At 67.3% G+C, this 15,426-nt stretch carries 10 protein-coding genes; 4 read left to right on the plus strand and 6 right to left on the minus strand.

What is annotated here, in order from left to right; all coding sequences use genetic code 11:
• Positions 1-102 precede the first annotated feature (102 nt).
• Positions 103-1,017: a helix-turn-helix domain-containing protein gene (locus GV068_RS07035; protein ID WP_159696654.1), complete on the plus strand. Its 915-nt coding sequence runs from the start codon at positions 103-105 to the stop codon at positions 1,015-1,017.
• On the opposite strand, the gene GV068_RS07040 is transcribed toward GV068_RS07035, so the two are convergent.
• The 3 genes from GV068_RS07040 to GV068_RS07050 all read right to left on the minus strand — a co-directional run bounded on the left by GV068_RS07040 (position 1,004) and on the right by GV068_RS07050 (position 7,495).
• Positions 1,004-2,311, minus strand: a complete 1,308-nt coding sequence (locus tag GV068_RS07040; protein WP_159696655.1) for an MFS transporter — start codon at positions 2,309-2,311, stop codon at positions 1,004-1,006. The genes GV068_RS07035 and GV068_RS07040 overlap by 14 nt on opposite strands.
• Positions 2,308-4,782 (minus strand): family 20 glycosylhydrolase, encoded by a 2,475-nt coding sequence (locus GV068_RS07045; RefSeq protein WP_159696656.1) that lies wholly within the window; start codon positions 4,780-4,782, stop codon positions 2,308-2,310. The genes GV068_RS07040 and GV068_RS07045 overlap by 4 nt, the downstream gene beginning before the upstream one ends.
• 61 nt (positions 4,783-4,843) lie before the next feature.
• Positions 4,844-7,495 (minus strand): TonB-dependent receptor, encoded by a 2,652-nt coding sequence (locus GV068_RS07050; protein WP_229463841.1) that lies wholly within the window; start codon positions 7,493-7,495, stop codon positions 4,844-4,846.
• A gap of 403 nt (positions 7,496-7,898) precedes the next feature.
• Here GV068_RS07050 and GV068_RS24915 point away from each other — a divergent pair, with 403 nt between their 5' ends.
• Positions 7,899-8,561 (plus strand): choice-of-anchor J family PEP-CTERM protein, encoded by a 663-nt coding sequence (locus GV068_RS24915; protein WP_201303252.1) that lies wholly within the window; start codon positions 7,899-7,901, stop codon positions 8,559-8,561.
• Between the two features lie 22 nt (positions 8,562-8,583).
• Here the strand turns inward: GV068_RS24915 and GV068_RS07060 are convergent, their stop codons facing one another.
• Entirely contained in the window at positions 8,584-9,963 is a 1,380-nt protein-coding gene (locus tag GV068_RS07060; protein WP_159696657.1) for an HD-GYP domain-containing protein, read from the minus strand.
• Positions 9,964-10,403: 440 nt separating this feature from the next.
• Between GV068_RS07060 and GV068_RS25330 the strand changes: the two genes are divergently transcribed.
• The gene (locus GV068_RS25330; RefSeq protein WP_308636998.1) at positions 10,404-12,020 is read left to right on the plus strand and encodes a methyl-accepting chemotaxis protein; all 1,617 of its coding nucleotides are present in this window, start codon (positions 10,404-10,406) and stop codon (positions 12,018-12,020) included.
• Between the two features lie 86 nt (positions 12,021-12,106).
• Here GV068_RS25330 and GV068_RS07070 read toward each other — a convergent pair whose 3' ends face one another.
• Both GV068_RS07070 and GV068_RS07075 read right to left on the minus strand, forming a co-directional pair.
• Entirely contained in the window at positions 12,107-12,928 is an 822-nt protein-coding gene (locus tag GV068_RS07070) for a hypothetical protein (RefSeq protein ID WP_159696658.1), read from the minus strand.
• A gap of 133 nt (positions 12,929-13,061) precedes the next feature.
• Complete coding sequence (locus GV068_RS07075; protein ID WP_229463843.1) at positions 13,062-14,306, minus strand: serine hydrolase; 1,245 nt, start codon at positions 14,304-14,306, stop codon at positions 13,062-13,064.
• Positions 14,307-14,435: 129 nt separating this feature from the next.
• On the opposite strand from GV068_RS07075, the gene GV068_RS07080 reads away from it, so the two are divergent.
• Entirely contained in the window at positions 14,436-15,422 is a 987-nt protein-coding gene (locus GV068_RS07080) for an LLM class flavin-dependent oxidoreductase (protein WP_159696659.1), read from the plus strand.
• Positions 15,423-15,426: the final 4 nt, after the last annotated feature.

Here is a 15,426-nt window from a genome sequence, read left to right on the forward strand (position 1 = left end):
CGACGGGTTTGCCGCATAATTGCTGTAATAACAGCAACCCCGCTACGCGATGTCCTGTCGTCCCGTCCCGCTCCGGCAGCCGGCCTGCCCGCTCTCCCCAGCATGAACGCCAAGGCGCCCTCGCAGCTTGCGCGCACCTCGCGCCTGTACGAGGTCATGGACCTGATGCTGGACTCGGTCGGCGATCCGCTCGCCCTCGACGGCCTGGCCGCTTCCGCCAGCTATTCCAGCTACCACTTCGACCGCATCTTCCGCGAGCTGACCGGCTTCTCGGCGGTCGAGTACCAGCGCAAGCGGCGCCTGCGCCGCGCCGCGCACCAGCTGCGCCACGAGCCCGACGTGCCGATCGTGCGCATCGCCCAGGACTGCGGCTTTCCCTCCAACGCGGCCTTCGCCAAGGCCTTCAAGCAGCAGTTCGCGATGTCGGCCAAGGCCTGGCGCGAAGGCGGCTGGCGCGCCTACATGGACCAGCAGGTCGGGCGCGAGAGCGACGTCAGTTTCTTCGTGGCCGAGCCCTCCAACCTGGACGTGATCCTGGCGCCCTACTGCCCGCCCGAGCCGGGCAGCATCGCCGCCCGCATCGCGCTGCGCACCCTGCCCGCGGTGACGCTGCGCTACCAGCGCTTCTTCGGGCAGTCCGGGGCCGCGCTCTCGATCGCCTGCAACACCTTCATCTGCGAACGCGAGCGTCTCGATGGCATCGCCCACGGCGCGCCCTGGTACGGGGTGTTCGACGAAGATCCCGGCTTTACCGGCGAGAGCGAATACTGCTACGACTTCGGGCACACCGGCGAAGCCCCGGACGGCAGCCTGGGCATGCGGGTGCTCCCTGCCGGCACCTATGCCTGCCTCGAATTCCGCCACGAGTGGCCGCGCTTCCGTTCGATGTACGAGGACTGGCTCGACAAGCAGACGACCTGGCGCTTCGACAGCACGCGCCCGCACATCCAGAAAGTCGAACGCGATTGCGCCGGCAAGTGGCGCGGCCTGCTGGCGCTGCCGATCAAGAAGCGCTGAGCTTTGCCTCCGGCGCATAGCGCCATACGAAGCGGCTCAGCACCAGCACCGGCAGCGCCGCCACCAGCACCCACAGGAAGAAATCGCGGTAGCCCAGCGCCCCCTGGATGTCGCCGCTGACCATCTTGAACAGCACGAAGCCGAGCTGCATGAAGCCGCTGCCGAGCGCGTAGTGCGCGGTCTGGTAGGGGCCGGGCGCCACTACCTGCATGATGAACAGGATCATCCCGACGAAGCCGAAGCCGTAGCCGAACATCTCCACGCCCAGTCCTACCGCGATCACGCCGAGCGACTCGGGCTGCGCCACGCTCAGGTACCAGAACACGAGGTTGGGCAGGTTCATCGCGACGATCAGGAAGGGCATGGCGCGGCGCAGGCCGAGGCTTGCCGTGAAATAGCCGCCGGCGATGCTGCCGGCCAGGAAGGCGATGGTGCCGGCGGTGCCGTACACCGCGCCCACCTGGGCCGTGCTCAAGCCCAGGCCGCCCAGCTCGCGGGCATCGCGCAGGAACAGGGGACCGATGGTCTGGATCTGTCCCTCGCCGGCGCGGAACAGGATGATGAACAGGATCGCCAGCCAGATGCCGGGCTTGGCGAAGAAGGCGCGGATCACGTCGAGCAGGGTGGACGCCACGCTGTCCACGCCCTGCTTCCCTCGCGCGGCGCCCGGCGTGTCGGGCAGCGCCCACAGGTGGTACAGGCCCAGGGCTGCCATCAGGGCGCCGAGCAGGCCGAACACGGTGGCCCAGGCGGCCCTGGTTCCCATGCGGTCTTCCAGGTAACCGGCCAGCATCACCAGCCCGCCCATCGACACGAACTTGGCGGCATTGAAGAAGGCGCCCTGCCAGCCCGCGTAGGCGGCCTGCTGGCGCTCGCTCAGGCTGGCGATATAGATGCCGTCGGCGCAGATGTCGTGGGTGCTCGAGGCCAGCGCCACGATCGCGAACAGCCCGATCGAGAGCGCGAACCAGCTGGACATCTGCAAGGCCAGCGCCATCGCCGCCAGCGCGCAGCCGCCGGCCAGCTGGAAGCACACCACCACCCCGCGCTTGCTGCGCGCCAGTTCCAGGAAGGGGCTCCACAGCGCCTTGAACACCCAGGCCAGGCCGAGCAGGCCGGTCCAGCGCGCGATCTGCTCGTTGGGCACGCCCATCGACTTGTACATCAGGCCCGCCACCAGCGCCACCGCATAGAAGGGCAAGCCCTGCGCGAGGTACAGGGTCGGCACCCAGGCCAGCGGATGGCGGGTGGCAGTCGGCAGCGCGGCGCGCGCCAGGTCGTTGATCGGGTTCATGGCTGCTCTACATTCAAGGTAACGATCCTGCTGGCGCGGCCGCGCGTGTCGACGCTGGCCAGCTTCACCACGCGCGTGTCCCCGATCGCTACCGGTGCGTCGTAGCGCGGGCTGCGCGCCGTCGGATCCAGCCCATCCAGAGTGTAATGCACGGCCAGGCCCGGCAGGGCGACATTCGCATGCAGCAGCCCGTCGCGCAGGATGGCGCCGGGCGGCGGCAGGCGGTAGTCCCAGGGCCGGCGCGCACGGTCCAGGCGCGGCAGCTCGCGCTGGCCGAGGCGGTTGGCGAATTCGTTCCAGTCGCGCAGGGCCCAGGCCGCGCGCCGCTCAAGCTCCGCGATGTCCTGCCAGCCCGGATCGGGCGCCCAGGCGCGCTCCGCCAGCCCGATCAGGCGCGGCAGGGCCAGGTATTCGAGGCGTGCGCGCGAGCGGGCGTTCTCGCCCCACAGCTGGCCCTGCAGGCCGGCGATGCGGCCGCGCGCGGCGCCGTCCAGCGGCTGCAGCGTGACTGGCGCGGGTATGCGGCCCATCGGATCGAGACTGGACATGGTGCCCACGTCCAGCGGGCAAAAGCCGAAGGCGCTGCGGGTGCCGACGAAACCGGCCCAGTAGTAGCCCGGTTCCTGCGGGTGCTTGGCATAGGCCAGGTCGAAGTACAGGTTGGCGGCGTTCGACAGCACCACGTCGTAGCCGGCGTTGGCCAGGCGGTAGGCGCAGTCTTCCTGGCCCGAGCCCCAGGCATTGTTCCAGACGTAGACGTGGAAGTCGGGGCCGGCGAAGCGCGGATTGGGCAGCAGGCGCTCGCCCTCGCGCACCAGGGCGGTTTCGTCCCAGCCGGCGAATTCCACGCCGTGGCGCGCCAGGATCGCGCGGCAGCGTTCCAGGAAATCGTCGTGCAGCTGCTGCACGCTGCTCCAGCCGCGCTCCTCCATCAGCGCACGGCAGCGCGGGGAGCCGAGCCAGGCCCCGAGCGGCACCTCGTCGCCGCCGGTGTGGATCACGCGCAGCGGCACGCCGGCCTCGCGGTACAGCATGCAGACTTCGCCCACCACAGTGTCGATGAAGCGGTCGACCGAAGGCAAGGCGATGCAGATCACGTTGTCGTGCCACAGCTGCACCGATTCGTAGACCGAGGCATCTTCCGGATCGCTCAGCAGGAACTCCTCGGCCTTGTCGCCCTCCCCTGCCTGCAGCAAGCGCTGGTAGCGCGCGCGCATCGCGGTCACGGCGGCGCGCGCATGGCCGGGCATGTTGAACTCGGGGATCACCTCGATGTGGCGCGCATGGGCATGGCGCAGGATGGTGATGAATTCCGAAGCCGTATAGAAGCCGCTGCCGGCGGAAGCATCGATGTCGGCGCCCGAGCCGAACGAGGGCGGCAGGCAGGGACTGCCGTCGAGCGAGACGCCGCGGCGCGCGCCCACGCCGGTGAGTTCCGGCAGCGCGCCGATCGCCAGGCGCCAGCCTTCGTCGTCGGTCAGGTGGAAGTGAAAACGATTGAGCTTGTAGCTGGCCATGCAGTCGAGCAGGCGCAGCACAGTGGTCACGCCGGCGAAGTGGCGTGCGACGTCGAGCATCATGCCGCGGTAGCCGAAGCGCGGGGCGTCGACCACGCGTCCGCTCGGCAGTTCGCCGTTTGGCGAGAGCAGCTGCACCAGGCTCTGGATGCCGTTGAAGACCCCATGCGGACTGGCGCCGCGGATGCGTACCCGGCCCGGCTCGATCTCAAGGCAGTAGGCTTCATCCGGCGCGCAGGTGACGACCTCGTCAACCGTTCCGATCTCGAGGCAGATGTCGGCCGAGCCGCCGGGTACCACGCCGGGCAAGCCCCCCAGCATCGAGGCCAGCAGCGACGCTTCGTTCCACAGGGCGCGGTCGTAGCTGAGCGGCGCGTGGCGCGACAGCAGGCAGCGCCGGCCATCGAAACGGGCGGACTGGGGACGCGGCGTGATGCGGCTCACCGCGTTCTCGGGCAGCAGGTGGAGGACCGCGTTCTGCTCAAAGCGCCAGGCCGCGTCGGCGGTCGGCAGCAGGTCGCCGCGCATGCGGTGGCGCTGCTCGGGACGCGCAAAAGGCGCGATCTCCGGGTCGCCCAGGTTGATTGGCGCGCCGCCGTCACCAGGCTCCAGGTAAAAGCCGAGCGGCGCATCGGTGATGCTGATCGCCCAGTGCAGGGCTTCGTATTCCAGCGTGTGGCTGGCACCCGGATTCCATGGCCCGCCGCCGGGCATGGTCAGGCGGAACAGGTCGCCGTTCAGGTGCTCGATCGCGTAGCCCGGGCTGACGCTCTTGGGGATCACCTTGCGGCAGGTATTGAAGAGGATCGCCCAGCCGGGCGCGATGGTCTCCGTCGAATCGTTGCGCAGCGTGAGCCGCGCGGAAAACGCGTCGTCGCGCGTGTAGTTGCTCAGGCATTCCCAGGCGATGGCGATCGCCGGGACGCCTGGCGTCCGGTCCGTGGTCGGGATCATGTGAGGCTTCCGCTACGGGGACGGCGCAGGCAATGCTGCCCTGCCGTCCCCGGTGTTGCAATTACAGCTTGCCGCGCAGGCCGATGTAGAAGGTACGGCCGTTCGAGTAGAACGCACGGGGGCGGTCCTCGTTTTCGGCGTACATCTTGATCGTCTCGTTGGTCAGGTTCAGCGCATCGAAGGTCAGGGTCAGCTGCTCGGTGAGCTTGACGTTGAGCGAGGCCGCCAGCGAAGGCATGCTGTCGACGTGCTGGCTGGCGCCGCGGTCCACACCCGCCTTGTACTTGGAGCGGTAGTTGTAGGCCAGGCGCGCCGAGAAGCGCTCGTTCTCGAAGTAGCCGGTGACGTTCCAGGTGTTCTTCGAGGAGTTCAGCAGCTCGCCGCCGTCATCCAGCTCGCCGTCGGCATGGGTGTAGTTCACCAGGGTGCCGAAGTTGTTCCAGAGCGGCTGCTGCCAGCTCAACTCGATCCCCTTGTTGCTGCCGGTCGTATTGAACGGCGAGGTGATCTGGTACGTGGTCTGCTGGTTGCGCTTGTTGTTGAAGTAGGTACCGCTCGAGGTGCCCTGGGCCACGATGGAGCGGAAGTCCATGTAGAAGAAGCCCGCCGACAGCAGCGCCTTCGGCGCGTAGTACCACTCCATGCCGAGGTCGAAGTTGGTGGCGCGCACCGGATCGAGGTTGACGTTGCCGCCGCTGCCGCTCAGGGCGTCGTCGTTGAGCGAGACCGAGCCGCCCAGCGCCGAGTAGTCCGGACGCGCGATGGTCTTGGCCAGCGCCGTGCGCAGCACCAGGGTCGGCGAGACCTCGTACTTGAAGTTCGCGCTCGGCAGGTAGTCGTTGTAGGTGCGCTTGAAGGTGGTCGGGGTGTAGGCGCCGAAGGCCGAACCCGTGATCGGGCTGGGGCCGCCGGCCAGGTTGACCACCGTGGTCTGGCGCGTCCTGATGGCGCGCAGGCCGATATTGCCGCTCCAGTTGTCGCCGCCGAAGTCGGCCATCGCGTACAGCGCCGCGGTCTTCTCGCCGACGCTGAATTCGTCGGTCCAGTTGTGGCGCAGGGTGTAGTCGAGCAGGCGGTTGCCCGGGATCGCGCCCCAGACGCCGAGTGCCGCGCCGTCGTACTTGAAGTAGTTCGACATGACGTTGCCGCCCAGGTCAGAGCCGAAGTCGGAAGGATACTGCTGGCCACTCCAAGCGGGGCCGGGTGCCGTGAAGCCGTTCGGACCCGGACGGGTCTCCAGCGGGTGCTCGGCGACGCGGCTATGATCGGTCCAGCGCGCGCCGAAGCGGATCGCCGACACGCTGCTGTCCTGCATGCGCCATTCGCCGTCCACCTGGGCGTACTTTTCCTTGTCGACCGACTGCGACTCGCCGCCGCCGGCCCAGGCGGTGCTGCCCGGCGAGGTGGTGTTCCCGCCCGGGTAGCTGACCGAGGCCGGGGACAGGCCGTTGAGCGCATAGGTCATGCCGCCGTCGACGTTGTTCTGGTAGTAGACGTCGTCGCGGTCCCAGCCCACGCCATGGGTCTTGCCGACCTTGCCCGAGAAACTCAGGCGGTCGTTGACGCGGGTCTTGCCGTTCAGGTCCAGGTACCAGGATTCGCCGCCCGCATCCGGACGGTAGATGTTGTCCACCTCGCCCGCGTTGCGGGTGAAGGCGGCGCCGACCAGGGTGCCGTTACGGACGACCGCATTGGCCGGGACCAGGTTCATGCTGTTGATCGAGTTGGCCGGCGCGGCTAGCCAGTTGGTGTTCTGGTGCGGTGCTTCCAGCTTCGAATAGAAGCCGTTCAGGTCGATGCTGGTGCCGCGCTGCGGACGGAATTCCAGGTCGAAGGCGCCGCCCTGGCGCTTCTTCTCCTGCTCGAACAGGGCCGCGCCGATGAAGGTCGGGACCACCACGCCGCGCAGGGCCGGATTGGCGATGGCAGCGGCGCTGGTGGCGCTGATCGGGGTGTAGCCGAGGATCTCCTGGCCGTCGCGGCGCACCGCGGCCTTCTCGGAGAAGGCCTGCACCAGGAGGCCCGCGGTGTTCTCGGCGTTTTTCCAGCTCACCAGGCCGGACAGGTGCGGCTTGGTCTTGCTCGACAAATCGTTGTAGTTGGCCTGGACCGAGCCTTCCACCGTCAGCTGGTTGCGGAAGTCGAGCGGACGGCGGGTGATGACGTTGATGGCGCCGGAGACCCCGCCTTCGACCAGGTCGGCGGTCGGGCTCTTTTGCACGACGATCGAGCCCACCAGTTCCGAGGGCAGGAGCGAGAAGCTGCTGGAGCGGCCGACGTTGCCGCCGAACTGGTTCAACACGAACCAGTCGCCGGTGCTGATCGCATGGCCGTTGAACAGGGTCTGCTGCAGGCTGGGGCTGGTGCCGCGCAGGCTGACGCGGTCGTTCTCGCCGAAGCCGCCTTCGCCGCCGGCCGAGGACTGGGTGTTCACGCCCGGCAGGCGCTGGATCGCGTCGGCCACGTTCTTGTCCGGCATCTTGCCGATGTCCTCGGCGGTCACCACTTCGACCACGGCGTCGCTATTGCGCTTCTGGCGCAGCGACTGTTCGAGGGCGGCGCGCACGCCGGTCACGACCACGGTCTGGGTCTCGCTTGGTTCCTGCGCCTGGGCCTGTGCGAGGGCTTGGCTACTCAAGCCCATCACGAATACCGCCACCGCGCCCGCAATCGCGGTGCGCCTGTACTGCTGCCGTGCCATCTGCTCGTTCATGTTCTCTCCCAAAACTGAATGATGATTCCGCGACCGCCGGAACCGCGTCTTTCGTTCACTTCGGCCTTCCGGTCTTGAATGCTATGGACGTTCGGGCGTCTCTCGTGTGGGAGGCATTGTGGAGTGATCTTTTGGGCCATGTTTGTCAAATCTTGCTATGCCGAACAGAATTTCATCGTCCCGTCACACCCGCGTGGTACCAAATGGATGGGTGTCGACCGCTGTCGAATACTTTTACATATTTATAACTTTTTCTCGCCAGAAATGCACTGTTTAGTAAGAAAATCAATGACTTATGATTCTGGCATGATCCATGCTTACTTGTGGTGTCCGGGCGTCTGCATGCGATGCTCGTAACGCGGGGTTACACAGGCCCTTTGACTACAACGCACGGAGGCGATACATGATCAAGAAGTTGATGGCTGCTCTGGCATTCGCGTCGGCAATGGGCGGGGCGCAGGCGGCAGTCCTGCTGACGGAAGATTTCGAGGACGTGAGCGCGCTGCCGGGACAAGGCTGGGTGTTCAACAACGCCAGCATGCCGCCGGGGATCGCGCCGGGCTGGGTGCAAGGCAATCCAGACGTGTTCCCGGCGCAGCGCTTCCCGGCTGAACCGGCGAATGCCTACATCGCCTCCAGTTTCGAGAGCGCCGCACCGGGCGGCATCCTGGATGACCGGCTGTTCACGCCGCTGTTCTCGCTCACGAACGGCGCCATCGCCACCTTCTACCTGCGCGCCGGACCGGAGGAAGGTTTCAGCGATATCGTGATCTACGGCTATACCGAAGGATCGACCGACCCGGCCGACTTCATCGAGTCGATGGTCGTGACCGCGCCCAAGGACGGCTGGCGGCAGTACACCCTGACGATCAATCCGCTCGAGGGCGTGATGGGCCGCCTGGGCTTCGTCCACACCGGTCCGGAAGCGACTTCGAACTACGTCGGCCTGGACACCCTGCGCATCAATACGCTGCGCGAGCCGCCGGCAGGCGTGCCGGAACCGGCTTCGCTGCTGATCTTCGGCATCGGCATGGCCGGCCTGGCGGCAGTACGCCGCCGCGGCTGATCGCTAACCGCGCGGGCGCCAGTCAGGCAGCCGCTACCCCCGGCACGCGCGCCAGCGCGGCCTTCAGGGCCGCGAAGCAGTCCGGATCGAGCGCGCTGCCGACCGTCTTTTCCATCATGACGAGTGCCTGCTCCACCGGGATTGCCCCGCGGTAGGGGCGCTCGGCTGTGATCGCGTCGAAAATGTCCGCGGTGGTGATGATGCGGGTCTCGATACCGATGGCGTCCCCCGTCAGCCCGCGCGGATAGCCGGTGCCGTCGAGGCGCTCGTGGTGGGCGCCGGCGATCGCGGCCAGCTCCGCGAACGCATGGATCCTTCCCAGGATGGTCTCGGTATAGGCGGCATGCAGGCGCACCGCATCCCATTCGTCGCGGTCGAGCGACCCCGCCTTGTCCAGCACGCTGTTGCTGACCCCGAGCTTCCCGACGTCGTGCAGCAGGGCGCCGCGCTTGAGCCAGCGCCGCCGCGCGGCGCTCAGGCCGAGCGACTCCCCGATCATGTCGGTGTACAGCGCCACCCGCGCACTGTGTCCGCTGGTGTACGGGCTCTTGGCATCGACCACCTGGCCGAAGGCCTCGGCGATGTCGTCCAGGTAGTCGTCGTCCAGCTTCACTTCGCGTCCGGCCGGCTCCAGGGCGAACACCGCGCGGTCGACCTCGGGCGAGGCCAGCACCTGCCAGAAGGCGGGATCGGCCGCCACCTCGTCCAGGGCGCGCACCAGGCGCGGGTCGAACCAGCTGCCGGCGCGCTCGCGCGCTTCGCGCAGCGCGCTGTCGCGCCCCGCGGCCGTGTGGAACACGTCGACCACCTGGGCCAGCAGGGCGATGCGCGAATACACCGGGATCGCTTCGCCCGCCAGGCGGTCCGGCTTGCCCTTGCCGTCGAAATGCTCGTCGAGCGAATAGATGCCAGCCGCCACGTCCACCGAAAAGCGCAGCAGGCGCGCGATCTCGGCGCCGCGCTGGCAGCGCGTCGCGATCAGGTCCTGGGCGATTGCGGGACCGTCGCGCAGGATCGTCATCACGCTGCGGAAGCGCTCCGCCAGCCCCGCTTTCAGGCCGGTATGGGTGAGCACGAAGGAGAGCACCTGCGGCAGGCTGTCGCCCACCAGCTTGAAGTCGCGCTTGAAGTCCAGGTCGTCGGTCAGGTAGAGCTCGCAGATGCGCGCCGCGTTGCTGCTGCAGCCCAGGTCCTTGAGCAGTAGCGTGTAGTACAGCTCCCAGAGCTGCTCGTCCGGCAGACCGGCGGCGCGGCCGATGTGCATGCCGATCCAGCAGGCGCGCACGCAGTGGCCGGCCGGCTGGCCTTCGGTGATGTCGAGCGCATAGCTCAATGCGCCGATGAGTTCGGAGAGTTTCATGGCGCTCGGGGCGCGCACTTCAGGCGGAACGGCAAGGTCCATGATTGTTCCCATCGGCAATTTAAATTGATTCTACGCCACATTATTGGCCTGGCAAGCGCTAACTGACGGCTTTGCCGAGGAATGCAGCCTGCAAGCCACAGTGCCTGCTATCGAAAACCTGCGCGCAAGTAATCCGCCCGAGAAAATCAAACTGGCTGGCGACGGCCCGCCGACGCGCTCGCCGCGTCCCGGCATACGCGGGGGCGTGCGATGACAAGCTTATTAGCACGCTCACAGTGCTTATCTTGCTGCCAACTGTGCCTTAACGCCGCCTTAACAAAGCGTTGTATTTGCCACGCAAAAGTCACGCAAATGTCACAGAAGTGTGGACTTGCTGTGTGGAAACGGGATACTCGTCAACATGTACCGGCTGCACCTTGCTGGTGCACGTGCGCACCCGCGCATGCCCTGCCCTTTTGTAAAGCGACGAGAAAAATCCCATGAAGCTCGAGAAAATGAAGATCCGCAGCCTGCTGGCCCTTGGTTTCGGCGCCGTGCTGGCCCTAATGCTGGTGCTGGCTGGCGTCGCCATGTCCGCCATGAACCGCGCGAACGAAATGACCCACGCGCTCACCCACGATGGCATTCGCAAGTCGAACCTGCTGCAGGAATGGAAGTCGCTCATCGAGGTCAACGCGGCGCGCACCATCGCCGTCGCCAAGGCCACCGACCCGGCTGCCGAAAAGTTCTTCCTCGACGCCATCAGCAAATCCTCCGAGCGCACCAGCGAGCTGCAGAAGCTGGTGCAGGAAGCGACGGCCAGCGACCCCGAAGGCAAGCGCCTGTTCGAGAGCATCGTGGCCAGCCGTGAAGCCTACCGCGCGGCGCGCGCCGAAGCCTTCCGCCAGAAGAAAGAAGGACAGCTGGAATCGGCCGCGCGCTTTTTTGAAACCGACATGCTGCCCAAGGTGAACGGCTACACGGCCAACATCGAGGCGATGGTCGCCTACCAGAAACGCGCCGTCGCGGTCCAGGGCGAGGCGATCGACACCCAGGTCGCCAACAGCCGCAGCCTGCTGCTGGTCCTGAGCGCGGCGGCGGTTGTCACCGGCATCGCCTTCGCCTGGCTGATCATGCGCGCCGTCAGTGCGCCGCTGCAGCGTGCACTCGGCATCGCCCAGACCGTGGCGCGCGGCGACCTGAGCGCCCGCATCGAGGCCGACGCCTGCAACGAGACCGGCCAGCTGATGGTGGCGCTCAAGGACATGCGCGACAGCCTGCGCGGCATCGTCAGCGAAGTACGGGGCGGCACCGACACCATCGCCAGCGCCGCGCACCAGATCTCGGGCGGCAACCTGGAACTGTCGTCACGCACCGAAGAGCAGGCCAGCTCGCTGGAAGAAACCGCGTCGGCGATGGAAGAACTCACGGCGACCGTGCGCCAGAACGCGGACAATGCGCAGCAGGCCAATGCCCTGGCGCGCACCGCGTCCGGCAGCGCCGCGCGCGGCGGCGAGACCGTGGGCGACGTGGTGCGCACCATGGCCGAGATCAGCAGCGCCTCGCAGAAGATCGGCGAGATCGTCGGCGTCATCGACGGCATCGCCTTCCAGACCAATATCCTGGCGCTGAACGCCGCGGTCGAAGCGGCGCGCGCCGGCGAACAGGGCCGCGGCTTCGCGGTGGTAGCCTCTGAAGTACGCGCGCTGGCGCAGCGTTCGGCCACCGCGGCCAAGGAAATCAAGACCTTGATCGGCGACTCGGCCGGCAAGGTCGATGAAGGCACCCGCCTGGTCGCGCAGGCCGGCAGCACGATGGAAGAAATCGTGGCCGGCATCGCCGGCGTGTCGGCCATCATGGCCGAGATCGCGGCGGCCAGCGACGAACAGTCGCTCGGCATCGAGCAGATTAACCAGGCCGTGACGCAGATGGACCAGGTCACGCAGGAAAACGCCGCGCTGGTGGAGGAGGCGGCGGCCGCGTCCGACGCGCTGCGCGAACAGGCGCAGGCGTTGTCGCAGCTGGTGGCCACCTTCCGCCTCGACGAACGCGAAGAAGCAGCCGCGCCGACGGCACCGCGCCGCACGACGTCGATGCGCCCCGCCCTCGCCGCCTGAGAACGGGCCCGTAAACGGCGACACCAGCCCGGAGGCTGGTGCCGCGTGCGGCCGCAAGGGCCGCATCAGGTGACGCTGCTACGCGATCAGTAGCCGCGGCCGGTGGTGCCGCCGCCGGTGCCGCCGCTGGTGGTGCTGGAACCGGTGGTGCCGGTGGTGCCGGTGGTGCCGCCCGTACCCGAGGTACCGGTGGTACCGGTGGTGCCGGTGGTGCCCGAGGTACCGGTGGTGCCCGAGGTACCGGTAGTGCCGGTGGTGCCTGCGCGGCCGGTGGAATCCATGGTGCCGGTCGAACCGCTGGTGCCCATGGTGCCGGTGGTTCCGGTGGCGCCGGTGCCCATCGAACCGCTCGACGTGCCGGTGCCGGTGGTGCCGGTGGTGCCCGAGCTGCCGCTGGTGCCCGACGAGCTGCCGGTGCCCCACGAACCACTGGTGCCGGACGAGCCGCTGGTGCCGCTGGTGCCCGACGAACCACTGGTCGAGCTACGGGTTTCCGGTTCGCTCGAACGGCCGGTGCTGGTCTTGCCCGCTTCGACGCTCGAACCGCTGGTGCCCATCGAACCGCTGGAGCCGCTCTGGCCGCTCATGCCGCTCGAGCCGCTCTGGCTGCCCGAATCCATCGAGCCGCTCTGGCTCGAACCGGTCGAGCCGCTGTGGCTGGAACCGCTGCTCGAATGCTTCTTCTTGCTGTGCTTCTTGTCATGCTTCTGCGAGCTGCCGGTCGCGCTCGACGACGAGCTGCCGCTGCTTTGATCGTTCATGCTGCCGCTCTGGCTGGTGCCGGTGGTCGCGCTGGTGCCCGACTGGTCTGCGGTGCTGCTCGATTGTGCGTGCACAGCGGTGGCGCCGAACATGGCGGCGGCAACAGAGGCGCTCAGCAGGCCTTTCAGTAGCGAATTCATCTTCATGTCGATCTCCTAAAATTGTCTTCGGGGCTGGATGCTCAACAATATCAATAAGATATTGAATTTAGGTTTCCGAGTTTAGAGAGAGCGATTCGAGGAAGGCGCACGGTAGCCTCCCGGAAAAACAAAAAGTTGGTCAACGCGGCGCCGGCGCGGCCAGGCCGGCGGCTTGGGCCGACAGGGTGCCGAGCTCGGTGTACAGCGTCAGGATATTGCTCTTGTCATCAGGGTAGACCCGGTTCGACAGGAACACGTAGAACGTCCCCGACTGTGGATCGACCCACAGGATGCAGCCCGTGAAACCGGTATGGCCGAAGCTTCCGACCGGGAACACGCTGCCGCGCGGACGCTGCGCATACGGCGAATCGATGTCCATGCCCATCCCGCGCAGCGCCAGCCCTTGCGGCGACTGCACGGTGGTCAGCAGGCGCACGCTGTCCCGGCTCAGGACGCGCACCCCATCGAGCTCCCCGCCCTGGACCAGCATGCGCCCGAAGCGCGCCACGTCGCGCACCGTCGAAAACACGCCGGCAGAACCGCCCACGCCACCCATGCGACGGACGGTCGGATCGTGTACGGCGCCCTGCAGCAGCTGCCCCGGGCCAAGGTCGCCGTGCAGGGCCGCATCCGGAGCGCTGTCGGCCCCGCGCTGGGTCGGCGCGATGCGCGCGGCCGCCATGCGGGCGAGGGGCAGGTAGCCGGTGTCGCGCATGCCGAGCGGCGCGAAGATGCGCTCCTGCGCAAAGCGCTCTTGCGGCATGCCTGAGACCTTTTCTACCAGCAGGCCGAGCAGGATGTAGTTGATGTCGGAGTAGCGGAAAAAGATCCCTGGCGGATGCGACAGCTCGCGGCTGCAGGCCAGCGCCAGTGCCGCCTGCTTGCCTTCCCAGGCCGGCTTGGCCGGCAGGCCCGCCGGCATCCCGGACGAATGGGTCAGCAGCTGGCGCACCGTGATCGCTTCCTTGCCGCTGCCGGTGCACTCGGGGAAGTAGCGCGCCAGCGGCGCTTCCAGATCCAGCTTGCCCTCCTCGGCCAGCAGCAGCACCGAGGGCGCGGTCGACAGCACCTTGGACAGCGAAGCGGCATCGAACACGGTCTCCGGCGTGACCGGTGTGGCGCCGTCGTCGTAGGTGAAGCGCCCATAGCCCTTCTCGTACACGGCGCCGTCCCGCTCGAGGTGGAACACGGCGCCCGGCAGCTTGCGCTCGGCGATGCTGGCCTCGATCGCGCGGTCGATCTGCGCCAGCCGCGCCGCGTCCAGGCGCGCGTCAGGCCGCATTGCACTCCCCGATAACTGGGCGCAGCCGGCAGCCAGCAGCGCAGTACACAGGGTGGCAAGGAGAGTCGTGCGGCGGCATGGCAGGAAGGCGAAACTGGACATGGATGGCGGGCCTGGGGGTCGGTGATGCGTCCGATCATAAGGACGGGTCCGCCAAGGGTCAATGTTTACGCACATGCAATTTATGGGTGGCCGCGCACGCGGAAAATCGGATCGGCGTAAGATAAATGGATGATTCCATTTTCCATACTCGACCTCGCGCCCATCACTGAAGGCAGCGATGCGGCAACTTCTTTCCAACGCTCACTCGACCTCGCCCAGCACGGCGAGCGCTGGGGCTACAAGCGTTTCTGGCTGGCGGAACACCACGGCATGCCGGGCATCGCCAGCGCCGCGACCTCGGTCCTGATCGGCCACGTGGCGGCCGGCACCAAGAGCATCCGGGTCGGCGCCGGCGGCATCATGCTGCCGAACCACTCTCCCCTGGTGATCGCCGAACAGTTCGGCACCCTGGCCTCGCTGTTCCCGGGCCGTATCGACCTGGGCCTCGGCCGTGCGCCCGGTTCCGACCACACCACCGCGCGCGCCCTGCGCCGCAACCTGGCCTCGGACGCCGACGAATTCCCGCAGGACGTCGTCGAATTGATGGACTACTTTGCCGATTCGCCGCGTCGCCAGGTGCGTGCGGTGCCGGGCGCGGGCCTGGACGTGCCGGTGTGGATCCTCGGTTCCAGCCTGTTTGGCGCACAGCTGGCAGCGGCGCTCGGCCTGCCTTATGCGTTTGCCTCGCATTTCGCGCCGCAGATGATGATGCAGGCGATCGAGATCTACCGGTCGACCTTCCGGCCCTCGAAGCAGCTCGACAAACCGTACGTGATGCTCGGCTTTAACGTGTTCGCCGCCGACACCGACGAGGAAGCGCAGCTGCTGGCGACGTCGATGCAGCAGGCCTTCGTGAACCTGCGCACCGGCCGTCCGACCAAGCTGCAGCCGCCGGTGCCGGGCTACCTGGAAAACCTGGGTACGGCCGAACGCATGATGTTAGACAGCGTGCTGTCCTGCACCGCGATCGGCGCGCCGGCCACGGTCGAGAGCCAGCTGCGCAGCTTCATCGCGCGCACCAAGCCGGACGAGCTGATGATCACTTCGCAGATCTTCGACCACGCGGCGCGCTTGCACGCCTACGAGATCACGGCCGAGATCAACCGCAAGGGCTGAAGCG

This window comes from Massilia sp. 9I, from assembly GCF_902506415.1.
Lineage (GTDB): Bacteria > Pseudomonadota > Gammaproteobacteria > Burkholderiales > Burkholderiaceae_D > Telluria.

What these genes read in the sequence shown, in the direction of transcription:
- GV068_RS07035 (WP_159696654.1), top strand. Translation starts at nt 103, where the DNA reads ATGAACGCCAAGGCGCCCTCGCAGCTTGCGCGCACCTCGCGCCTGTAC.
- GV068_RS07040 (WP_159696655.1), bottom strand. Translation starts at nt 2,311, where the DNA reads ATGAACCCGATCAACGACCTGGCGCGCGCCGCGCTGCCGACTGCCACC.
- GV068_RS07045 (WP_159696656.1), bottom strand. Translation starts at nt 4,782, where the DNA reads ATGATCCCGACCACGGACCGGACGCCAGGCGTCCCGGCGATCGCCATC.
- GV068_RS07050 (WP_229463841.1), bottom strand. Translation starts at nt 7,495, where the DNA reads ATGAACGAGCAGATGGCACGGCAGCAGTACAGGCGCACCGCGATTGCG.
- GV068_RS24915 (WP_201303252.1), top strand. Translation starts at nt 7,899, where the DNA reads ATGATCAAGAAGTTGATGGCTGCTCTGGCATTCGCGTCGGCAATGGGC.
- GV068_RS07060 (WP_159696657.1), bottom strand. Translation starts at nt 9,963, where the DNA reads ATGGACCTTGCCGTTCCGCCTGAAGTGCGCGCCCCGAGCGCCATGAAA.
- GV068_RS25330 (WP_308636998.1), top strand. Translation starts at nt 10,404, where the DNA reads ATGAAGCTCGAGAAAATGAAGATCCGCAGCCTGCTGGCCCTTGGTTTC.
- GV068_RS07070 (WP_159696658.1), bottom strand. Translation starts at nt 12,928, where the DNA reads ATGAAGATGAATTCGCTACTGAAAGGCCTGCTGAGCGCCTCTGTTGCC.
- GV068_RS07075 (WP_229463843.1), bottom strand. Translation starts at nt 14,306, where the DNA reads ATGTCCAGTTTCGCCTTCCTGCCATGCCGCCGCACGACTCTCCTTGCC.
- GV068_RS07080 (WP_159696659.1), top strand. Translation starts at nt 14,436, where the DNA reads ATGATTCCATTTTCCATACTCGACCTCGCGCCCATCACTGAAGGCAGC.